A 22,312-nucleotide genomic window follows, 5' to 3' on the forward strand; every position below is an offset into this window, starting at 1 on the left:
ATTCGATGAGATGCGCAAGAGGTAGTCATCTAATCGTCACATCTAGACCAGCAACGGATGTTAGGAGTCCGCAGGTCAACAAGGGAAACAGGGGCCAAGATTGTTAAAAAGTGATGGTTCGCCGACGTGCTTCCTTTGCCCCGATAACGGCGGCCGGGCACCGGGCCCGCACGGCCGCGGTGCAGCTACAGGGCGTACAGCCGACGGGCGTTGTCGGCGGCGATCGAGCACGTCAGCCGCTGCGCGTCAGCGGCGGAACAGGCACCGTCCGCCCGCCAACGATCCAGCAACACGGCCAGTCCGTGCCGGAACTGACAGGTGCCCACCAAGAAAAGTTCGGGTAGCCCGTATGCGTCCGTGGAGAACAGCAATTTGCCGAACGGCGCCAGTTCCAGCATCTCGCCCAGCACCGATGCCACCTGCGGGCCGGTGTAGGAAGCCGTCAGCCCGAGGTCGGTGAAGACCGTCGGAAAGGCCTGGGCCAGCCAGGCGGCTTGACGGTGGTACGGGTAGCAGTGCAGCAGCACCAGGGGGACGCCGCTGGGCTCGGCGGCGCGCACGAAGTCCGTCAGCAGGGACGGGTCGGCCCGGTGCAGGGTGAGGTCCGGGTCGCCGAAGCCGGTGTGGAGCTGGATCGGCAGGCCGAGCTCGGCGCAGACCTCCACGGCCGTCCAGAGCAGGTGGTGCAGCAGGACCGGGTCGGTGAGCCGCCCGGACCCGCCGCGCAGCCGGGCGCCGGCCGCGGCCACCACGGCCCGGCGGGCAGGCCGTTCGGCCGGGGCGGCCAGGCCGTGCCGGTAGGCGAGCACGGACTTCACCGCGACGGCCCCGCCGGCGGCGGCCGCCAGCGCCTCGGCGACGGCCGACGGCCAGTCCTCGGCACCGGAGGCCACCGCCTCGGCGACGGACTCCAGCCGGACCACCTCGCGCACCGACGCCCCGGCGGCCGCGGCCAGTTCGGCCGGCGGCAGCAGCGGCAGGCCCGCGGCCTCGGTCAGCCCGGTGTCCACCAGGCAGGTGTCCAGCCCGGCTGCGGCGAGCAGCCGGCCGGTCGCCCCGGCGGCGCCCAACTCGCGCCGCCGGTCCAGGTACTCGGCAGCCGGGGCGTGCGCCGGAAGGCCGAGCGCGGGCGGGCACCAGCGCCGCACGGCGAGGCCGAGCGCGCTGTCGAAGGGCGAGCAGCCGGGCGCGGGCGGACGGTCGGACTCGGTGAGCAGCCCGGCCAGGGCGTCGTCGGAGAGGTCGGCGGCCACCACGCTGTGGCAGTGGTGGTCGACCAGCGCGGGCGCCGCTGCGGACGGTGCGGGCCGCGGCCGGGCCACCGGTCAGTACCGCCAGCGGGTGGCCGCGGCCACCTCCTCGGGCGTGGCGGTGGCGTACTGCTCGGCCTCCGCCCGGCGCACCGCCAGCACCGCCTGGTACAGCGGCTCGCCGAGCGCCTCGCGCAGCACCGCCGAGCGCTCGTACGCGGCCAGCGCCTCGGCCGGAGCCTGCGGCAGCCTGGGCACCGTACCGGGCTCGGCGGCCGCCGGATCTCCGGTGAACTCCGGCGGCAGGGCCCGGCGTTGGTCCAGCCCGGCGAGGCCGGCCGCGATCACCGCGCCGACCGCCAGGTACGGGTTGGCGCTGGCGTCGAAGCACTTGACCTCGGCGTTGGCGGCGGCGGCCCGCTCCCCGGTGGAGCCGGTCACCAGCCGTAGCGCGGCCTCGCGGTTCTCCAGGCCCCAGCACTGGTAGGCGCCGGCCCAGTGCGAGGGCACCAGCCGCAGGTACCCGGCGGGGCTGGAGCAGCCGAGCACCAGCAGTTCGGGCAGCGCGTCGAGCACCCCGGCGAGGAAGCCCTCGGCCTCGGCCGTCAGCCCGTGCGGGCCTGGGCCGCCGTGCCCGAGGTTCTGCCCGTCCCGCCAGAGGCTGAGGTGGAGGTGCCCGCCGTTGCCGACCGCGCCCGCCTCGACCACCGGCGCGAAGGAGACCCGCAGGCCGTGCCTGGCGGAGACGGCCCGGACGGTGTGCCGGACCAGGACGGAGGTGTCCGCGGCGCCGACCGGGCCCTCGGGGGCCACCGAGACCTCGAACTGGCCCGGGGAGTACTCGGGGTGGATCTGCAGGACGTCCAGGCCCTGCTCGCCGAGGGCGCGCAGGACGTCGCGCAGGTAGTCGGAGAGGTCGGTGAGCCGGTGCATCCCGTACGCGGGGCCGTGCGTCGGGTACTGCGGCGCCTCCTGCGGGGAACCGGCGAGGGCGACCACCCACTCGATCTCGATGCCGGCCTTGAGGCTCAGCCCGCGCCCGGCCGCCGCGGCCTGCGCCCGGCGGGCGAACAGCCGCTGGCAGCCGGGGTGCGGGGCGCCGCTCTGGGTGTACCTGTCCCCCGGGGCCCAGGCCCAGCCGGGCTGGGCGGCGAGCGGGACGATCCGCTCCACGTCGGGGTAGAGCCTGAGGTCCCCGGTGGGGCCGCCGATGATCGGGCTGGTGGTGATCGCGTCGTCGGCGAGGAACACGTCGAAGCAGGGCGCGGTGCCGACGCCCCACTGCGCGGCGTGCGTCAGACCGCCGAGCGGCACGGCCTTGACCCGGGTGACGCCCGCGTTGTCCACCCAGGTGACGGCCACCGCCTCCACGGCGGCGGTGCGCAGCCGGTCGGCCGCCTGCTGGGCGCGCTCGGCCCGCTCGGCGCGCGGGGGCAGCCCCACGGCGGCCGCGGAGCCGGCGGGGCCGAACGGATCGGCACCGGAGGGCTGGGCGGCGCCGGGCGCGGTGGGGCCGGCGGTGGCGGTTCCGATGGTCATGTCACCATGCTGCCCCGCCGGTCGGGCTTCCGTAACTCCCCTATCGGGTGGTCCAAACGGAAGCCCGTCCACCCGTTCACCCGTTCGGAGCGAACCGGGCCACCAGCTCCCCGGCGGTGATCCGCTCCAGTGTGTCCGGAGCGGCGTCCAGCCGGCCCGGGTAGAGCCGGTACAGCGTCCCGCCGGCGCCCTCCGGGACGGGCACGTCGGCGTGCACCAGGGCCGCGAACGCCCGTGAGCCGCCGAGGCGTTCGGCGATCAGCCGGGCGGTGTCGTCGGCCGGCTGCTCGGTGCGGTGGTCGCTCTCGTGCCGCCCGCGCAGCCGCTCGGCGAAGGCCGCCACCGGCTCGTCCGCGCCCCGGTGGTAGCGCCCCAGCCCGAGGCCGGTGCGGTCGCGCACCCACACCTCGTCGCTGGCGGCCGCGGCGGCGGCGCAGCCGAGGTCCCACAGGGTGGCCCGGGTGCCGGTGGCGAAGTGGCTGGTCACGGCCTCGGCCAGCGTGCCGATCTCGGCGTGGTGCCGGAAGAGGTTGTGGAACCCGGAAGCGGCGCCGACGTTGAGGTCGGTCCAGGTGTGGCTGCGGGTGTGCAGGTCGACGATCATCGGGACGCAGATCCTGGCGTCCCCGGCGAGGTCCAGCCGCTGGCGGACGCTCCTGGGGTGGAAGGCGCCCGTGCGGTTCCGGGCCGCCTCGGAGGGGGTCAGGGTCATGAAGCCGGCGAACGCGTCGGCGAGGTCCTCGAAGGGGATGTCGTTGTAGCTGAACACCACCACCACGGCGTACCGGGCGCGGACCTTGCCCAGCGCCTGCAGGTCGAGGTCGACGAACTCGGTGGCGCCGTGCGGCGGCGGGGCGGTGGTGAAGTCCCCGGAGTGCACGGCGGCGCGCGGGCCGAGCACCAGCCGGGTGTAGTCGCACAGGCCGGTGAACTGCCACTCCTCGTCGTAGAAGGCGACCGACAGGTCGAGGTCCACCCGCTGCGGCGGGCGCTGCGTCCAGTGCACGAACAGCCGCAGGTGCTGCCCGTGCGGGAGCCGCTGCACGCTGCCGCGCGGCACGGCGACCAGGGTCTTGGCACTGGCCCGTTCGGCGAACGGGACCACCAGGTCGGCCAGCCCGGCGTCCAGCACGGCCACGTCGTAGCGCTCGGACTGCCCGGCCCGGCGCAGCAGTTCGGCCTCGATCAGGGCGCAGACCGGCGCGCTCAGCCCGGCCGGGACGGGCTTGCCCCAGTCGCGGCGGACGTGCGCCGAGGCGACCCGGCCGCGCGGGAAGTACAGCCGCTGCTCGCCGATCCCGCGCGGCGCGCGCAGCCGTCCGTACGCGCCGAGCAGCGGGCCGGGGGCGACCGCGCGCAGCGCGGCCGGCAGCGCGTCGGCGAGTTCGGCGGGCAGGGGCGCGCCGGGGGACCAGGTGGCGTGCACCCGCAGCAGGTGGTGCAGTCGGCGCACCAGTTCGCCGGGGCGGCGGGCCAGCAGGCGCACGGCGGCGGGCAGGTCGCCCTGTTCGAGGGCGTGCTCGACCCGGGCGGCGAAGGTCTCGACGGTCAGCCGGGTGTGCCCGGCGGGTGTCTCGCGCACCCGTAGCGGGGCGGGGGCCTCGCGCAGGTGCGGGCCGAGGCCGTGCAGGTCGAGGTCGCTCTGCCGGACGACGGCGAAGGCGGCCGCCGCGTACGGGAAGCGGGCGCGGTGCTCGTACGGGTGCAGCAGTTCGCCGGCCCGCAGCCAGGGCTGGCGGTGGCGGCGCAGGTCCTCGGCGAGGGTGCCGACCGGGAACGCGTCCAGGACGGCGAGCAGTTCGCGGCGCAGCGGGCGGGGCAGGCCCCGCAGCCGCAGGGTGCGGGCGGTCTCCGGCAGCAGGTCGGGTTCGGCGCCGGACCACGCCCAGATCAGCCGCAGCACGTCGGTGGCGGTGGTGAGGTGGGCGGCGAGCAGCGGTCGGGTGTGCTCCGGGTCGCGGCGCAGCAGCGCGGCCAGCACGGTGGCGCGGCTCTCCCGGACGGGGATCTCGGCGGGCAGCCAGGCGGCCGGGTCGGCCGGGGCGTGGTCGAGCAGCAGGGCCAGGTCCTCGCGGTCCTGCGGGTCCAGCGGGGTCCGCCGGGCGAGCAGGGCGGCGAGCGCGGTGCCGGCGAGTTCGGCCCGGTCGCCGGCCTCGGCCAGGCGCAGCGGCCGCAGGGTGCTGCCGGGCTGGAGGGCGCGGGCGGTGTGCCGGGCGCCCCGGGTGTCGGGCGCGAGGCGGCGCTGCCGGTCCAGCGGGGTGCGGCAGACCGGGCAGCGGGCGTCGCCGGAGGGCTCGACGAGGTCGTCGTGGCAGTCGCCGCACAGCAGGTGTGCGCAGGGGGCGAGCGCGCCGATCCCGGCCTCCAGGCTGCTGCGCCCGCAGCAGAGGCAGATCTGGCTCGCCTGGCAGAGGAGGTAGCCGCGGACGGCCGCCGAGTAGTCGGCCCGTGCGCGGGAGGGCACGCCCTCGGGGAAGCGGCGGAACAGCGGCTGGTGGCGGCGGTCGGCGCCGAGCGTCGCGTCGATCCGTGCCAGCAGGCGCGTGCCGGTCTCGGCCAGCGCGGCCGGGCGCAGCCGTCCGAGGGCGGCGTGCAGGTCGCGGGTCAGGACGTGTCCGCGCCGGGCCAGGTCGGCCTCCAGGGCGATCAGGCCCTCGGCCGTCCAGGGGTCCGGTTCCGCGGGCGCGGCCCCGGCCTCGACCGGGACCGTCCCGTGGCGGCGCAGCAGGTAGGCGTCCAGCCCGTGGTCGGGCGCCGCGACGCTCGGCTTCTTCACAGCTCTTCCCCCGTCGGATACGACAAAGCGGGGGCGGAGAGTGCGCACTCGGTCATGTGAAAGATGAGAGAAGGAAGCACGCCGCGGAGCCGCCCCCGCGTCGATCACCCTAGCGGGCAGCGGCCCGCGCGCCCGAACGGTTTTCCGCCCACGCCCCCTTCCTACCGGCGAGTAGCTTCGCTACAGTGGCCGGACGCACCACCGCCGGGCTTCGGGAGCCGCACCGGCGGGAGCCTGCGGTCGCCGTGTCTGCGGCGCTCGCGCGGTGCGCTTTCACCGGCCGGTGCCGCGAACCGCGGCCGGCCGGGTTTCCCCTCGCATCAGAGCCGCTTCCTTCACCTTCGAGCGCCTGAGTACCACGGCACACCCGCAGTTCGGCCGGAGCGGACCGGCCGCTGCCCGGGTGGGCCGCACCCCGTCATCTCCCCAAGCCCCCGCGCGTGAACCCTCCTCCGGCGGCGGCCGCCCCCGGCGTACGGGCGCGGCGGCGTGCCCGCCGGAGCACGCGCGGGCCCTTCATGACTAGGAGTCAGGACAGATGGAGCGTCCCTTCCCGACCGTCGCCGTCGTCGGCCTCGGCACGATGGGTGCCGGCGTCGCGGTGGCCGTCGCCAAGAGCGGCCGCCGGGTGATCGGCATCGAGGCCACCGAGGACTCCGCCGCCCGGGCACTGGCCCGGATCGAGGAGGCGACCGCGCACGCGGTCGACCGGGAGCGGCTCACCGCCGAGGAGCGCAGCGGGCTGCTGACCCGGATCTCCGTCGGGCACGAGCTGGCGGCCGCCGCCGGCGCGGACCTGGTGATCGAGGAGGTACCCGAGCAGCTGGAGCTGAAGCGGGAGGTCTTCGCCGAGCTGGACCGGATCTGCCCGGAGACGACCGTGCTGGCCACCGGCACCACCGCGCTCTCGGTGACCCGGATCGCCGCCGCGACCGCCCGTCCGGAGCGGGTGCTGGGCCTGCACTTCTTCAACCCGGTGCACACCATGAAGCTGGTCGAGGTGGTCCGCACCGTGCTGACCTCCCCGCAGACCGCCGAGGACGCCGCCGCCTTCGCCCGCGACCTCGGCAAGGAGCCGGTGGCAGCCGGCGACCGGGCCGGGTTCGTGGTGAACGGCCTGCTGTTCGCGTACCTGAACCAGGCCGCCGCGATGTACGAGTCCAAGTACGCCTCGCGGGAGGACATCGACGCCGCGATGCGGCTCGGCTGCGGTCTGCCGATGGGCCCGCTGGCGCTGCTCGACCTGATCGGCGTCGACACCGCGCGCACCGTCCTGGAGGCGATGTACGAGCAGTCGCGGGACCGCCTGCACGCCCCCGCCCCGATCCTCGGCCAGCTGGTCTCGGCCGGGCTGCTGGGCCGCAAGTCCGGCCGCGGCTTCTACACCTACGAGGCGCCGGGCTCGTCCAGGGCCGTGGACGCGGCGACCGGTCCGGCCCTGCCGAAGGTGCCGGGCCGCGAGGTCCGCACCGTCGGCGTCTGCGGCTCGGGCACCATGGCGACCGGCATCGCCGAGGTGTTCGCCAAGGCCGGGCACCCGGTGCTGCTGGCCGCCCGCAGCCAGGAGAAGGCCGACCGCGCGAAGGCGCAGCTGGCCAGGTCCCTGGAGCGCTCGGTCGCCAAGGGCCGGATGTCCGCCGAGCAGCGGGACGCCGCGCTGGCGCTGGTCACCCCGGTCGGCCAGTACGCCGAGCTGGCCGACGTCGACCTGGTGGTCGAGGCGGTGGCCGAGGACCTGGGGATCAAGCGCGAGCTGTTCGCCACCCTGGACAAGATCGTCAAGCCGGGCGCGGTGCTCGCCACCACCACCTCCTCGCTGCCGGTGATCAGCTGCGCGACCGCCACCTCGCGGCCGCAGGACGTGATCGGCATGCACTTCTTCAACCCGGCCCCGGCCATGAAGCTGGTCGAGGTGGTCTCCACCGTGCTGACCGCGCCGGACGTCACCGCGACCGTGCTGGAACTGACCGCCAAGGTCCGCAAGCACCCGGTGGAGTGCGGCGACCGGGCCGGCTTCATCGTCAACGCGTTGCTCTTCCCCTACCTGAACGACGCGGTGCGGATGCTGCAGGAGCACTACGCGACGGTGGACGACATCGACACCGCGATGAAGCTCGGCTGCGGCTACCCGATGGGCCCGTTCGAGCTGCTGGACGTGGTCGGCCTGGACGTCTCGCTGACCATCGAGCAGGTGCTGCACCAGGAGTTCCGCGAGCCCGGCCTGGCCGCCGCGCCGCTGCTGGAGCACCTGGTCGCGGCGGGCTGCCTGGGCCGCAAGACCGGCCGCGGCTTCCGCGACCACGCGCGCCGGTGACCACGCCGCAGCCCGGGGGCGGCGGCCCGTACCAGGCCGGACCGCCCTCCGGGACCCCTCCGTACGGCGGCGCGGCGCACGGCAACGGCGCGCCGCCGCACGGGGCCGCGCCCGCCGCGCGCCCCGGCTGGAGCCCCGGGGCGGTGTCCTCACGCTGGCCCCGGCCGGCCGTGAGCGCCCCGGTCGCACCGGTGCGCCGGGGAAGGCCCGCGGCCGCACCCCCGGGGCCGTGTAGCGTTCCGGACATGGATCGGGTTCAGTCAGCCTCCCCGCAGCGCCCCGCCGGTTCGCACGGCACCGAGCGGACCGCCCCCTCGACCGGGGGCACCGGGCCGGAGGGCGGGCCGGGCAGCCGCCGGGCGGCGGCGCAGCGCCAGCAGATGCGCCAGGACCTGGCCACGGCCGCGATGGAGCTGTTCGCCTCGCAGGGCTACGAGGAGACCACGGTCGACCAGATCGCGGCCGCCGCCGGCGTGGCCCGGCGCACCTTCTTCCGGTACTTCCGGTCGAAGGAGGAGGCGATCTTCCCGGACCACGACGACACCCTCGTCCGGGTGGCCGACCTGCTGGCGAGCGCCGAGCCGGAGGAGCACCCGCTGGACGTGGTCTGCCGCGGCATCAAGGAGGTGCTGCGGATGTACGCCTCCACCCCGGGGGTGTCGGTCGCGCGGTACCAGCTGATCCGCCAGGTCCCGGCGCTGCGCGAGCGGGAGATCGCCGTGGTGGCGCGCTACGAGCGGCTGTTCACCCGGTACCTGCTGGGCCGGTTCGACACCGGCGAGTCCATCCCGTCCGGCTGGCAGCGCGGCGGCGAGGACGACTCGATGCTGGCCGAGGTGTCGGCGGCGGCGGTCGTCGCGGCGCACAACCACGTGCTGCGGCGCTGGCTGCGGGCCGGCGGGCGGGGGGACGTGGAGGCACAGCTGGACCACTCCTTCGAGGTGATCCGGCGGACCTTCTGGGCCGCCAGCGCCCCGGGTGCCAGACGCCGGGGGTCCGTGGTGGCACCCGGTGCCAGTGGGGCCCCCGGTGACACCGTGGCCGAGAGCGCACTGAGTGCCAGCCCCGGAGGTGAGGTGCTCATCACAGTCGCCCGGACGGACGCCCCGCTGGACGTCGTGGTGGACAGCATCCGGGCCGCACTGAGCGGCGCCCGGGAGTCATAGGCCCAGCGTTTACGCAGGTCAGAGCGATATCAAAGGCCCGCGCCGATTCGTCGGCGCGGGCCTTTCGGCTGTCCGCGCAACGCGCGTCACGCGCCGTTTCCGCCCTTTTCGGCCGGTCGGAATTCCTGACACCCGGTGTCTTTACGAGTGGCACAGGGTGCCACTACCTTGTTACTCACCAGTCGCGGCGCCGCGGCTCCCCACCTCGGCGCGCCGTCGTCCGGTGTTCCCACACCCCGGGAGCAGTGCCAGCACGGCCCGGTCCACGCCGGGCGCCCAGCCTGACCCGACCACCACCCATCTCAGCGAAGCCGGTGTCCGCTCCCGGCTCCCCCAGACGCCCTGTGACCCTCACACAGGTACGCCTTCGGAGGCAGCCATGCAGGAAATCCTCGACGCGATCCTCAGCACCGACAGCACGTCGGCGGACTTCGCGGCGATCAAGCTCCCCGAGTCCTACCGGGCGGTCACGCTCCACAAGGACGAGGAGCAGATGTTCGCGGGCCTCGACAGCCGCGACAAGGACCCCCGCAAGTCCCTTCACCTCGACGAGGTCGCGCTGCCCGAACTGGGCCCCGGCGAGGCCCTGGTGGCCGTCATGGCCAGCTCGGTGAACTACAACACCGTGTGGAGCTCGATCTTCGAGCCGGTCTCCACCTTCGGCTTCCTGGAGCGCTACGGCCGGCTGTCGCCGCTCACCAAGCGCCACGACCTGCCGTACCACGTCCTCGGTTCCGACCTCGCGGGCGTCGTGCTGCGCACCGGTGCCGGCGTCAACTCCTGGAAGCCGGGCGACGAGGTCGTCGCGCACTGCCTCTCGGTCGAGCTGGAGTCCCCGGACGGCCACAACGACACGATGATGGACCCGGAGCAGCGCATCTGGGGCTTCGAGACCAACTTCGGCGGCCTGGCCCAGATCGCCCTGGTGAAGACCAACCAGCTGCTGCCCAAGCCGAAGCACCTCACCTGGGAGGAGGCCGCCTCCCCCGGCCTGGTCAACTCCACCGCGTACCGCCAGCTGGTCTCGCGCAACGGCGCCGGCATGAAGCAGGGCGACAACGTGCTGATCTGGGGCGCCAGCGGCGGCCTCGGCTCGTACGCCACCCAGTACGCGCTGGCCGGCGGCGCCACCCCGATCTGCGTGGTCTCCAGCGATGCCAAGGCCGAGATCTGCCGCGCCATGGGCGCCGAGGCGATCATCGACCGCTCCGCCGAGGGCTACCGGTTCTGGAAGGACGAGAACAACCAGGACCCGCGCGAGTGGAAGCGCCTGGGCTCCAAGATCCGCGAGTTCACCGGCGGCGAGGACGTGGACATCGTCTTCGAGCACCCGGGCCGCGAGACCTTCGGCGCCTCGGTGTACGTCACCCGCAAGGGCGGCACCATCGTCACCTGCGCCTCCACCTCGGGCTACATGCACCAGTACGACAACCGCTACCTGTGGATGTCGCTCAAGCGCATCGTCGGCTCGCACTTCGCGAACTACCGCGAGGCCTTCGAGGCCAACCGCCTGGTCGCCAAGGGCAAGATCCACCCCACCCTGTCCAAGGTCTACTCCCTGGAGGAGACCGGCCAGGCCGCCCTCGACGTGCACCACAACAAGCACCAGGGCAAGGTCGGCGTGCTCTGCCTGGCCCCCGAGGAGGGCCTCGGCGTGCGCGACCAGGAGTTCCGCGCCACGCACGTCGACGCCATCAACCGCTTCCGAAACGTGTGAGACGGACCCGATGACCGAGCCCCAGAAGCGCGACCGGCCCTGGCTGATGCGCACCTACGCCGGCCACTCCACCGCGAGCGACTCCAACGCGCTCTACCGGCGGAACCTGGCGAAGGGCCAGACCGGCCTGTCCGTCGCCTTCGACCTGCCGACCCAGACCGGCTACGACTCCGACCACATCCTCGCCCGCGGCGAGGTGGGCCGGGTCGGCGTCCCGGTCGGGCACGTCGGCGACATGCGCACCCTGTTCGACGGCATCCCGCTCGAACAGACCAACACCTCCATGACGATCAACGCCACCGCGATGTGGCTGCTGGCGCTCTACCAGGTGGTCGCCGAGGAGCAGGGCGCCGACATCGCCAAGCTCACCGGCACCACCCAGAACGACATCGTCAAGGAGTACCTGTCGCGCGGGACGCACGTCTTCCCGCCCGGCCCGTCGGTGCGGCTGATCACCGACATGATCGCCTACACCGTCGGCAACATCCCCAAGTGGAACCCGATCAACATCTGCAGCTACCACCTGCAGGAGGCCGGGGCCACGCCCGTCCAGGAGATCGCGTACGCGATGTGCACCGCCATCTCGGTGCTCGACGCCGTCCGCGACTCCGGCCAGGTGCCCGCCGAGCGGATGGGCGACGTGGTCGCCCGGATCTCCTTCTTCGTGAACGCCGGCGTGCGCTTCGTCGAGGAGATGTGCAAGATGCGCGCCTTCGCCCAGCTCTGGGAGAAGGTCACCCTGGAGCGCTACGGCGTGACGGACCCCAAGCAGCGCCGCTTCCGCTACGGCGTCCAGGTCAACTCCCTCGGCCTGACCGAGGCCCAGCCGGAGAACAACGTCCAGCGGATCGTCCTGGAGATGCTGGCCGTCACCCTCTCCAAGGACGCCCGCGCCCGGGCCGTCCAGCTGCCCGCCTGGAACGAGGCGCTCGGCCTGCCCCGCCCGTGGGACCAGCAGTGGTCGCTGCGGATCCAGCAGGTGCTGGCGTACGAGTCGGACCTGCTGGAGTACGGCGACATCTTCAACGGCTCCGAGGTGATCGAGACCAAGACCGCCGCGCTGCTGGCCGGCGCGGAGGCGGAGATCGCCAAGGTGCTGGAGATGGGCGGGGTGATCCCGGCCGTCGAGTCCGGCTACCTGAAGTCCAACCTGGTCGCCTCACACGCGGCCCGCCGGGCCCGGATCGAGTCCGGCGAGGACAAGATCGTCGGGGTCAACTGCTTCGACACCACCGAGCCGAGCCCGCTCACCGCCGACCTCGACACCGCGATCATGGTGGTCGACCCGGCCTCCGAGCGGTCCGTGCTCGCCGCCCTGGAGGCCTGGCGGGGACAGCGCGACGAGGCCGCCGCCCGAGCGGCGCTGGCCGAGCTCAAGGCCGTCGCCGCCACCGAGGCCAACCTGATGCCGGCCACGCTCGCCTGCGCCCGGGCCGGCGTCACCACCGGCGAGTGGTCCTTCGCCCTGCGCGAGGTCTTCGGCGAGTACCGCGCCCCCACCGGCGTCGGCGGCGCGCCCGTCGCGGTCGCCGCCGAGCCCGGCGGGGAGCTGGAGCAGGTCCGTGCCGCGGTCGCCGCGACCGCCGAGGAGCTGGGCGCCGGCAAGCTGCGCCTGCTGGTCGGCAAGCCCGGACTGGACGGGCACTCCAACGGTGCCGAGCAGATCGCCGTCCGGGCCCGCGACGCCGGGTTCGAGGTGGTCTACCAGGGCATCCGGCTGACGCCGGAGCAGATCGTCTCCGCCGCCGTCGCGGAGGACGTCCACTGCGTGGGTCTGTCGATCCTCTCCGGCGCGCACTGCGAGCTGGTTCCCGACGTCCTGAAGCGCCTGGACCGCGCCGGGGTGCAGGATGTCCCGGTGATCGTGGGTGGCATCATCCCGGCAGCGGACGGCGAGGCCCTCAAGGCCGCCGGCGTCGCCGCCGTGTTCACCCCGAAGGACTTCGGCATCACCACCATCATCGGCCGGATCGTGGACGAGATCCGGCTGGCCAACAAGCTCCAGCCGTGGACGCCCGCACCGGCCCCGGCCACGAACTGACCAGCTGACCAGCTGACCACTGGGAAGGAACGAACCACCCTCATGACCAACGTCAACCGCCTGCGCCCGCGCCGCTCCTGCCTCGCCGTACCGGGCAGCAACCCGCGTTTCCTGGAGAAGGCCCAGGGCCTCCCGGCCGACCAGGTCTTCCTCGACCTGGAGGACGCCTGCGCCCCCCTGGTCAAGGAGAGCGCCCGCCACAACATCGTCGACGCGCTGAACAACGGCGACTGGGGCAACAAGACCAAGGTCGTCCGGGTCAACGACTGGACCACCCACTGGACCTACCGCGACGTGATCACCGTGGTCGAGGGCGCCGGCCCCAACCTCGACTGCATCATGCTGCCGAAGGTCCAGGACGCGGAGCAGGTGAAGGCGCTCGACCTGCTGCTCACCCAGATCGAGAAGACCATGGGCTTCGAGGTCGGCAAGATCGGCATCGAGGCGCAGATCGAGAACGCCAAGGGCCTGATCAACGTCGACGCCATCGCCGAGGCCTCGCCCCGGCTGGAGACCATCATCTTCGGCCCCGCCGACTTCATGGCCTCCATCAACATGAAGTCCCTCGTCGTCGGCGAGCAGCCGCCCGGCTACAACGCCGACGCCTACCACTACATCCTGATGCGCATCCTGATGGCCGCCCGCGCCAACGACCTCCAGGCGATCGACGGCCCGTACCTGCAGATCCGCAACCAGGAGGGCTACCGCGAGGTCGCCGGCCGCTCCGCCGCCCTCGGCTTCGACGGCAAGTGGGTGCTCCACCCGGACCAGGTCTCCGCCGCGAACGAGATCTACTCGCCCTCGCAGGAGGACTACGACCACGCCGAGCTGATCCTCGACGCCTACGACTACTGCACCTCCGAGGCGGGCGGCGCCAAGGGCTCCGCGATGCTCGGCGACGAGATGATCGACGAGGCCAGCCGCAAGATGGCCCTGGTCATCGCCGGCAAGGGCCGGGCCGCCGGCATGGAGCGCACCACCAAGTTCGAGATCCCGGAAAGCTGAGGGCCTGAGCCATGCAGTTCGGACGCACCTACGAGGAGTTCGAGGTCGGCGCGGTCTACAAGCACTGGCCCGGCAAGACGGTCACCGAGTACGACGACCACCTCTTCTGCCTCCTCACCATGAACCACCACCCGCTCCACATGGACACCAACTATGCGGAGAAGACGACGGACTTCGGCAAGAACGTCGTGGTGGGCAACTACATCTACTCGCTGCTGCTCGGCATGTCCGTCCCGGACGTCTCCGGCAAGGCGATCGCCAACCTGGAGATCGAGTCGCTGCGCCACGTCGCACCGACCTTCCACGGCGACACCGTCTACGGCGAGACCACCGTGCTCGACAAGTGGCCGTCCAAGTCCAAGGACGACCGCGGCATCGTCTACGTCGAGACCAAGGGGTACAAGCAGGACGGCACGGTCGTCTGCATCTTCCGCCGCAAGGTGATGGTGCCGACCGAGACGTACACCAAGGCGCGCGGCGGCGAGCAGCCCGGCCGCCCCACCCCGCTCTCCTGAACCCCTCCCCCCTCTCCTTCCGAGGAGACCGTGGAGACCCCGGAGGGGCAGGCCGCCGTCATCGGCCGACCCCCACCCGGTAACGGGGGCCCTGCTGCCGCAGCCACGCCGGCAGGGCCCCCGCAATCCCCCCCCCCCCGCCTTCTTCAGACAATTTCGGAGCCGCACGATGGGACGCCTCGCACAGACCGACGGCCTCACCGAGATCCAGCGGGACATCCTCGCCACCGTGCGGGATTTCGTCGACAAGGAGATCATTCCGGTCGCGACCGAGCTGGAGCACAAGGACGAGTACCCGACCGCCATCGTCGAGGGCATGAAGCAGCTCGGCCTCTTCGGACTCACCATCCCCGAGGAGTACGGCGGCCTCGGCGAGTCGCTGCTCACCTACGCCCTGGTGGTCGAGGAGATCGCCCGCGGCTGGATGTCGGTCTCCGGCATCGTCAACACCCACTTCATCGTGGCGCACATGATCAACGCCCACGGCACCCAGGAGCAGAAGGACTACTTCCTGCCGAAGATGGCCGCCGGCGAAATCCGCGGCGCCTTCTCGATGTCCGAGCCCGGCCTCGGCTCCGACGTTTCGGCCATCTCCACCAAGGCGGTCAAGGACACTGGGGGCACCTCCCGGCCGGAGGCCGGGGGAGACTTCTACGTCCTCAACGGCCAGAAGATGTGGCTCACCAACGGCGGCACCTCCACCCTCGTCGCGGTCCTCTGCAAGACCGACGAAGGCGGCAACACGCCGTACAAGAACATGACCACCTTCCTGATCGAGAAGGAGGCCGGTTTCGGCCCGAACCCCAAGGTTCCCGGCCTGACCGTGCCCGGCAAGATCGAGAAGATGGGCTACAAGGGCGTCGACACCACCGAGCTGGTGCTGCAGGACGTCCGGATCCCGGCCGACCGCATCCTCGGCGGCGTCCCGGGGCGCGGCTTCTACCAGATGATGGACGGCGTCGAGGTCGGCCGCGTCAACGTCGCCGCCCGCGGCTGCGGCGTCGCCCGCCGCGCCTTCGAGCTGGGCATCTCCTACGCCCAGCAGCGCTCCACCTTCGGCAAGAAGATCGCCGAGCACCAGGCCATCCAGTTCAAGCTCGCCGAGATGGCCACCAAGGTCGAGGCCGCCCACCAGATGATGGTCATGGCCGCCCGCAAGAAGGACAGCGGCGAGCGCAACGACCTCGAAGCCGGCATGGCCAAGTACCTCGCCTCCGAGTACTGCAAGGAGGTCGTCGAGGACGCCTTCCGCATCCACGGCGGCTACGGCTTCTCCAAGGAGTACGAGATCGAGCGCCTCTACCGCGAGGCCCCGATGCTGCTCATCGGTGAAGGTACTGCGGAGATCCAGAAGATGATCGTCGGACGCCGGCTCCTGGAGGAGTACCGGATCGCCGAGTGATCCCCGGGCCGTCCGGCGACCGACCGCGTCGCCGGGCGGCCCCCTCGAACCGCCGGTCGACGGGCGTGCGGGCCCGTCCCGGCGGAGCGCCGTGCCCCGTCACGGGCCCGGCCTGGTCCGCCAGGGTCCGGCACGGCCCTCCGGAAGCGGCCGTAGGGCGTACAGCTGCGACAACGCGCCCTGCGGCCGCTTCCGCACACCTTCTTCCGGCCGCCGCGCCCGTTTCCCCGCCGTGGTTCGATCGGGGCACCCGCTGAGACAAGTCTCACCAGCCGCGTCCGGTCCCTTGGGAACCGGACCGGGGCGAGCTACGGTCGTAGAGGTGGGACGCGCACACGCGCTCCCACCGGACACATGAACGAGCAGGCGGGTTGCCCACCCACCGTGTGCTCCCGATAGCATCCACCGGGACAGCAAGCCGTCCCTCTATTACCGATTCCGCGGTGGCCCCCGTCCAGCGGCCATGATCCCCCGCGACAAAGGTCTTCGATGCCCATCAGCCCGTCCCCTCACACCTCCGTCCCGGACCGCGATGCCCTCGCAGCCCCGACGTCCGGTCGGCGACCCCGCGTGACCATCGCGCGCGGAGCCACCCCCTGGTTCGTCCCCACCCTCGCCACGGCCGCCGTGACCACCGCCCTCACCCGGCGCAGCGGCAAGTGGGCCCTGGCGGCGGTACCCGCCTGCGCGCTCAGCGCGGGCATGCTGTGGTTCTTCCGCGACCCCGAGCGTGAGGTCGGCACGGGCAGAGTGATCTCCCCCGCCGACGGCGTGGTGCAGAGCATCGACGCCTGGCCGGACGGCCGCACCCGGGTCGCGATCTTCATGAGCCCGCTCAACGTCCACGTCAACCGCGCGCCCCTGCCGGGCACGGTGACGTCGGTCGAGCACGTCGCGGGCGGCTTCGTCCCCGCGTTCAACAAGGACAGCGACCAGAACGAGCGGGTCGTCTGGCACTTCGACACCGAGCTCGGCGACATCGAGATGGTCCAGATCGCGGGGGCCGTGGCCCGCCGCATCGTGCCGTACGTGGCCGCCGGAACCAAGGTCGAGCAGGGCGACCGGATCGGTCTGATCCGGTTCGGGTCCCGGGTCGACACCTACCTGCCGGCCGGCGTCGAGGTCGGCGTCGAGGTCGGCCAGAAGACCACAGCCGGGGTGACGCGCCTTGACCGTGACTGATCCTGAGACAATCGTCGGCCTGGACGACGAGGAGACGTCCCTGCGCCGCCGCCGCTGGGCGCGCGACCGCGAGCTGCGTGCTCCGCGTTCTCCCCAGCACCTGTCCACCGCCGACTTCCTGACCCTGGGGAACGCCGTCTGCGGCTTCCTGGCGATCTACTCGATCACCACCGGGGTCCTCGTCCCGCACATCACCAACCCGGACGCCGCTCCGGACCGGCACAGCGCCGCCACGGCGGTCACGCTGCTGCTGATCGGGTCGATGTGCGACCTCTTCGACGGCCTGGTGGCGCGCAAGCTGCGCTCCTCCGCCCTCGGAGCGGAACTGGACAACCTGGCGGACTTGATCAGCTTCGGCATCGCGCCGGCCTACTTCGTCGCGGTTTGGGGCATGGTCTCCCAGGGCTCCAACAGCAAGCTCTCGGCGCTCATCGCGATCACCGTGCTGCTCGCGGTCGTGCTGCGGCTGGCCCGCTTCTCGGCCGTCAAGATGCGGCCCGGGGTGTTCCAGGGCATGCCCTGCCCGATGGGCGCGATGACGGTCATCGCCATCGTGCTGCTCGACCCGCCGTTCCTGCCCGGTCTGCTCGCCATCTTCGGCGCCGCGTACCTGATGGTCAGCCGGATCGAGTACCCGAAGCCGCAGGGGCTGCTCGCCACCGCCACGCTCTGCTGGATCGTGGTCTCCATCGGCTGCCTGGCCGCCTGGGCCACCGGCCTGCCCGGCGGCGACGCGCTGATGCACGTCGGCGCGTTCGCCCAGATCACGCTCGCCGCGATGGCGCCGCTGCTGGTCATCCGCCGCAAGGTGGGGCAGAAGGTCGGCGACGTCCGCGCCCGGCGGGCGGAGTCGCGGCTCGGCTGAGGCCGCTCGACCGTCGCATGCGGAAGGGCCCGGAACCGATCGGTTCCGGGCCCTTCCGCATGCCCACCGCCTGTTCTGCGGTCCGCGGGCTCCGCGTGCCCGCGGGCTCCGCGGGGTCACGCGCCGCCGGTGTGGACGCTGAAGGCCGAGCGGCGGGCCGCCCGCGCCACGCCCGGGTCCGGGTGCACGCCCGAGACCGCCGTCAGCACCGAGGCCGCCCGCGGGTGCCCGGACTGCCGGGCCCGCGCGAACAGCCGCACCGGGTCCCCCGCCGAGGCGCCCTCGACGTGGCCCACCAGCAGTTCCGTCTCGCCGTGGTCGAGCACCGCGGCCGCCGTGTCCACCCAGAGCCAGGCCGCGTCGTCCGCGCCCAGCACGTCCGCCGGGGAGACCCCCTCGTCCGCGCGCTCCGCCAGCCACAGCAGCGCGTACGGGCGCAGCACCGGCTCGTCCACCGCCGCCCGCACGGCCTGCTCGGCCGGCCCGCCGGCCACCCGCAGCGCCTCGAAGGCCAGCCCGCGCACCAGCGCGTCGTCGCCCTGCGCCGCGTCCAGCAGCTCGGCCACCGCGCGGTCCGCCGGACGGGCCGCGACCCAGGCGCGGTACTCGGCGCGGGCCGGGCCCGGCGAGTAGTCCGCGCAGGCGTTCAGCAGCTCGAAGGCGCTCTGCTCGATGTGCCCGGCCGCCGTCTGCGCGACCGTGCAGATCTCCTCCAGCTTCGCCCGCACCGCCCAGTGGCCGAGCGGCGACAGCTCGGCCGCATCGTTCCTGCGGGTGAGCGCGCCGACGGCCGCCAGGCCGTCCAGCATCCAGTCCAGGACCGCGGCCACGTCCGAGGGCGCGGCCGGGGTGTCGATCTGCGGCTCCCGGCAGGTGCCGCGGACCGCGGACACCGCGGAGGCCGCGTGCGGCACCGGCGACAGGCCGGGACCGCCGGGCCCGCCGCCGACCCGGCGCTCGTCCAGGCCGCGCCGCAGCAGCTCCAGCAGCTCGCTCTCGGGCACCGGGCCGTCCACCAGGTGCAGGAAGGACAGCAGCTGCGGAGCCTGGTCCACGGCCTGTCCGGCCAGCACGGCGAACACCCCGCGCAGCGCGGCGGGCGGCACCGGGGCGAGCAGGGTCCAGGCGTCGAACAGCGCCGACCAGCCGCGCACCACGGCCTCGTCGTCGTGCTCCCAGGCGTGCAGGCGCCAGCCGGGGCCGGCTCCCGCGTCCCGGGCCTCCACCAGGCCCACCAGGAGCGCCTGCCCCCAGGCCTTGGCGGCGGCGCCGACCGTCATGGCCAGCGCCCGGCCGGCCGCACGGGCGTCCTCCGGGAGCAGCTCGCCGCGCTTGTCGACCTCCTCCAGCTCCCCGGCCCAGCGGGCGATCCGGACGGCGTCCACCAGCATCCGGCGGGCCAGCGGCGCCAGCTCGGCCGGTGCCGGGAAGCCCTCCGGCACGGGAACCCGGCCCCGACCGGGCGCCGGCGCGGGCCCTCGTCGCCGGGGTACGCCGTTGCGGGGTACACCCGCCCCGCTCGGCCTGCCGCCGGCTGGCCGGTGGGCCGTACCGGGGAGACGGGTCACCGTCGCACCGGTACCGATCGGAGGCGGGAGCGGGGCATCACGGTCGCGCGGGTTCCGAGACGTCACGTCGAGCAGTCTTCCCCTTGTACCGGCCTTCTGTCACATCCGGTTGTCCGTACGACCGGGCGACCGGCGGCGGCACCTCCGCAAGATCGGGCAACAGAGGCAAACCGCCTGGCCGGAAACGTGTGGCCTGCTCATGCCAGGTGAGCCGAGGCGGTTGCTGCGCCCGTTCGAACGGTCACGGAGTGTGAGGGCGGGGGTGATCAGCAGGGGCCAGGATGTGCCCCCGGCTGCGCGGCGATCGCGGCGATCGACGCCGGGGTCCTCGACGCCCGGCGGAGCTGTCCAGCCCGAATCCGGACGGATGACCGGCGGATCGGGCCGATCTCGGCGCGCGGGAAGTCGACGGGTCCGACTTCCCGCGCCACCCGGCCCGGCGCCGCGTGCCCCGTGCCCGGCGCCCGGCCCGCAGCCCCACGGCTGCCGGCCGCCGGGGCGCCGGCCCCGGGTCAGAGGAGCGGGGTGAGCCAGCGGCGGAGGAGCTCGGTGTAGTGGTCGGGGGCGCTGTTCCACAGGGCGCCGTGGTCGGCACCGGGGAAGGCCTGGAGGTTGACCACGTCGGGGCGGGCGGCGGCGAGCCGCTCGGCGCTGTGGAACGGGGAGACCCGGTCGTCCGGACTGTGCAGGAGCAGAGTCGGGACGCGCAGGTCGGCGCCCTCGGCGATGCGGGAGAAGTCGGCGAGGTCGACCCCGGTGCGGCCCCGCGCGGCGAGGACACCGAGTTCGGCGGCGGCGCCGCGGAAGCCGAGCCGTTCGGCGTCGCGGCGGGCGGAGCCCGGCAGGTCGAGGACCGGCGAGTCGAGGATCAGACCGCTGATGGCGTGGGCCCAGGTCGAGCGGGCCGCAGTCTGCAGGACCACCGTGGCGCCGACCGACCAGCCGTAGAGGATCACCCGGCTCGCGCCGTTGTCGAGCGCCAGCCGTACCGCCGCCTCGACGTCCCGCCACTCGGTCTCGCCGAAGTGGCTGTACCCGTCCGGGGAGGCCGGGGCTCCCTCGTCGCCGCGGTAGGTGACGGCGAGGACGGGCAGGCCGAAGCGGTCGAGGACGGGCAGCACCGGGAGGGTCTGCTGACGGTCGGCCTCCGGGCCGTGGACGAGGATCACCCAGGTGCCGCGCTTGCCGTCGAGGTGCCAGGCGGGGAGCGCACCGAGTTCCCCGTCAACGGAGGTGTCGGTGTAGGCGAGGCCGAGTGCCCGGGTGGGGTCGCCGAGGTGGACGCGGGGGGTGAAACGGACCTCGGTGCCGGGGGTGAGCGTGCCCTGGTCGGCGCGGACCAGCCGACGGGTGACGCCCTGCTCGTCGCTGTGCAGGACGTCCTCCACGACGGCGTGGCCGTTGTCGCCCCACTCGACCGCCCAGCAGCCGGGGTGCAGGCTCTCCGGGCTGCGGGTGAAGGTGACCCGCCCGGCGCCGACGCTCCGGACCACGACCGGCCCGGACTCCCGCCCGGACTCCCGCCCGGCGGTCACCGGACGGACCATCCGCTCGGAAGCCCGACGGCCGATCACCAGGACGACGGCCCCGGTTCCGACGGCGGCGGCCGCCACGACGGCAGCGGTTCCCCAGCGCATATCGTTCCCCGCTCTGTTGGTCTCGGACCGGACGGTGTTCGTGCACCAGTCCACCGGGGCCCCGCCCGCGCGGCCACCGGGCTGACCCGTCCGGGGCACGGCCTCCGGATCCGCACCCGCCGTCGGAGGCCGGCCGCCTCCCCCTTGTTACGCGGTCGGCCCGGTGGTGCCCGCGGTGTCGAGGAGGTGCCAGAAGCGGGGGGTGAGGGATCCGGCGGCCGGGGGCGGTGCGGTGCGGGTGGTGGCGCCCCAGTGGGTGGGGACGTGGTGCTCCTGGTGGAGGGCGGCGAGGGCGTCGGCGAGGGTGTCGGCGGGGGCGGGGACGATGCGGGCGAGGGCGCGGAGGTGGGGCTGCCAGCGGCCGGTGACGCACTGGCGGAGGAGGTGGTCGAGCGCCTCCCCGCGGCCGGTGGCCTCGACGAGTTCGGGCAGGCCGAGGCCGAGGACGTCGGCGAGGGCGCGGGTCTGTTCCTCGTCGCCCTCCCAGCGGTCGGTCAGTTCGGCCTGCCGGTAGGAGTCGAGGGTGGTGCCGGTGCGCTCGGCGACGGCCGCCTGGCCGAGCTCACGGGCGACGCGGTGGTCGCGCAACCGGACCGGACGGGTGTCCATCAGCTGGGCGGCGGGGCACCAGAGGGCGCGGGCGAGGGCGATGAACTCCGCTTCGCCGGGGCGCAGCTCGCCGCTCTCCCAGGCGAGGACGTGGGCGGGCAGCAGCCGTACGCCGTGCGCGGCCAGGCCCTCGGCGACCTGATCGGGGGTGAGGCCGAGGGCGGCCCGGTGGGCGCGGGCGGCTGCGGGCGAGAACGGCACCGGGGGGGCGGCGAGGGGCTTTCTGCGACGCATGCCACCGAACGCTAGGCGCGGACCACGGCGCGACCCCAGCGACCGAACCCACGAAGCGGCCGGCCCGGGGGCGGTGCCGCGCTGGGCGATCCCACAGCTCATCGGCCGCCGTCCCGTGTGACCAACCCCTCCGTGACCTCGGTTGACTCCCGGTTCGGCCGCGTGATGGGATCCTGGGGCCAATCGGAGGCATGGAGAGGAAGCCGGTGCGAGTCCGGCGCGGTCCCGCCACTGTCACCGGGGAGCACGCTCGGAAATCTCGCCACGGCGGGCCGTCAGAAGCCGCTGGAAGGCACCGGGGGTGCGTCCGACCCGGAAGCCAGGAGACTCTCGCCCCCGCTACGTCGATCCAGGGCGCGGACCCTGAGTGAGGACACGCACGCGATGCAGGCTGCCCCGCCCGGCCGGACTCCGAGCTGCCTTCCGCCGAGCCGCCTTCCGCCGAGCCGCCTTCCGATGAGCCGCCTCTCGATGAGTCGCCTTCCGCTGGAC

Annotated in this window: 15 protein-coding genes and 1 riboswitch; of the genes, 9 read left to right on the forward strand and 6 right to left on the reverse strand. The window is 73.6% G+C overall.

Annotated features, from left to right (window positions below; genetic code table 11):
- Window positions 1–185: 185 nt before the first annotated feature.
- From ACIGG8_RS10045 to ACIGG8_RS10055, 3 genes are all read right to left on the reverse strand, one after another.
- Entirely contained in the window at window positions 186–1,322 is a 1,137-nt protein-coding gene (locus tag ACIGG8_RS10045) for an amidohydrolase family protein (protein WP_396546838.1), read from the reverse strand.
- A gap of 3 nt (window positions 1,323–1,325) precedes the next feature.
- A complete protein-coding gene (locus tag ACIGG8_RS10050; RefSeq protein ID WP_396546840.1) occupies window positions 1,326–2,789 on the reverse strand; it encodes a glutamine synthetase in 1,464 nt (487 codons plus the stop codon).
- A 76-nt stretch (window positions 2,790–2,865) separates the two neighbouring features.
- The gene (locus ACIGG8_RS10055) at window positions 2,866–5,565 is read right to left on the reverse strand and encodes an MXAN_6230/SCO0854 family RING domain-containing protein (protein ID WP_396546842.1); all 2,700 of its coding nucleotides are present in this window, start codon (window positions 5,563–5,565) and stop codon (window positions 2,866–2,868) included.
- A 538-nt stretch (window positions 5,566–6,103) separates the two neighbouring features.
- On the opposite strand from ACIGG8_RS10055, the gene ACIGG8_RS10060 reads away from it, so the two are divergent.
- The 9 genes from ACIGG8_RS10060 (at window position 6,104) to ACIGG8_RS10100 (ending at window position 17,772) form a co-directional block, all read left to right on the forward strand.
- Complete coding sequence (locus ACIGG8_RS10060) at window positions 6,104–7,879, forward strand: 3-hydroxyacyl-CoA dehydrogenase family protein (RefSeq protein ID WP_396546844.1); 1,776 nt, start codon at window positions 6,104–6,106, stop codon at window positions 7,877–7,879.
- Window positions 7,880–8,124: 245 nt separating this feature from the next.
- Entirely contained in the window at window positions 8,125–9,045 is a 921-nt protein-coding gene (locus tag ACIGG8_RS10065) for a TetR family transcriptional regulator (protein ID WP_350525304.1), read from the forward strand.
- A gap of 379 nt (window positions 9,046–9,424) precedes the next feature.
- The gene (gene ccrA / locus ACIGG8_RS10070) at window positions 9,425–10,762 is read left to right on the forward strand and encodes a crotonyl-CoA carboxylase/reductase (protein ID WP_350525305.1); all 1,338 of its coding nucleotides are present in this window, start codon (window positions 9,425–9,427) and stop codon (window positions 10,760–10,762) included.
- 10 nt (window positions 10,763–10,772) lie between these two features.
- Window positions 10,773–12,803 carry a protein meaA gene (locus ACIGG8_RS10075; protein ID WP_396546847.1) on the forward strand — a complete coding sequence of 677 codons (2,031 nt, stop codon included), beginning with the start codon at window positions 10,773–10,775 and terminating at the stop codon, window positions 12,801–12,803.
- 42 nt (window positions 12,804–12,845) lie between these two features.
- Window positions 12,846–13,808 (forward strand): HpcH/HpaI aldolase/citrate lyase family protein, encoded by a 963-nt coding sequence (locus tag ACIGG8_RS10080; protein ID WP_396546849.1) that lies wholly within the window; start codon window positions 12,846–12,848, stop codon window positions 13,806–13,808.
- 11 nt (window positions 13,809–13,819) lie between these two features.
- Window positions 13,820–14,323: a MaoC family dehydratase gene (locus ACIGG8_RS10085; RefSeq protein WP_396546851.1), complete on the forward strand. Its 504-nt coding sequence runs from the start codon at window positions 13,820–13,822 to the stop codon at window positions 14,321–14,323.
- A 169-nt stretch (window positions 14,324–14,492) separates the two neighbouring features.
- Entirely contained in the window at window positions 14,493–15,725 is a 1,233-nt protein-coding gene (locus ACIGG8_RS10090; RefSeq protein WP_396546853.1) for an acyl-CoA dehydrogenase family protein, read from the forward strand.
- Window positions 15,726–16,214: 489 nt separating this feature from the next.
- Window positions 16,215–16,907, forward strand: a complete 693-nt coding sequence (locus tag ACIGG8_RS10095; protein ID WP_350525310.1) for a phosphatidylserine decarboxylase — start codon at window positions 16,215–16,217, stop codon at window positions 16,905–16,907.
- Entirely contained in the window at window positions 16,894–17,772 is an 879-nt protein-coding gene (locus ACIGG8_RS10100) for a phosphatidylcholine/phosphatidylserine synthase (protein ID WP_030242067.1), read from the forward strand. Before ACIGG8_RS10095 ends, ACIGG8_RS10100 begins: the two co-directional genes overlap by 14 nt.
- A gap of 116 nt (window positions 17,773–17,888) precedes the next feature.
- On the opposite strand, the gene ACIGG8_RS10105 is transcribed toward ACIGG8_RS10100, so the two are convergent.
- The 3 genes from ACIGG8_RS10105 to ACIGG8_RS10115 all read right to left on the reverse strand — a co-directional run bounded on the left by ACIGG8_RS10105 (window position 17,889) and on the right by ACIGG8_RS10115 (window position 21,820).
- Window positions 17,889–19,214 carry a hypothetical protein gene (locus ACIGG8_RS10105; protein ID WP_350525311.1) on the reverse strand — a complete coding sequence of 442 codons (1,326 nt, stop codon included), beginning with the start codon at window positions 19,212–19,214 and terminating at the stop codon, window positions 17,889–17,891.
- Between the two features lie 638 nt (window positions 19,215–19,852).
- Window positions 19,853–20,977 carry an alpha/beta hydrolase family protein gene (locus ACIGG8_RS10110; protein ID WP_396546856.1) on the reverse strand — a complete coding sequence of 375 codons (1,125 nt, stop codon included), beginning with the start codon at window positions 20,975–20,977 and terminating at the stop codon, window positions 19,853–19,855.
- A gap of 147 nt (window positions 20,978–21,124) precedes the next feature.
- Window positions 21,125–21,820 (reverse strand): helix-turn-helix domain-containing protein, encoded by a 696-nt coding sequence (locus tag ACIGG8_RS10115; protein ID WP_396546858.1) that lies wholly within the window; start codon window positions 21,818–21,820, stop codon window positions 21,125–21,127.
- Window positions 21,821–22,015: 195 nt separating this feature from the next.
- Window positions 22,016–22,150: riboswitch (cobalamin riboswitch) on the forward strand.
- Window positions 22,151–22,312 lie beyond the last annotated feature (162 nt).

It is taken from the genome of Kitasatospora sp. NPDC085464 (assembly GCF_044541955.1).
In the GTDB taxonomy this organism is placed as follows: domain Bacteria; phylum Actinomycetota; class Actinomycetes; order Streptomycetales; family Streptomycetaceae; genus Kitasatospora.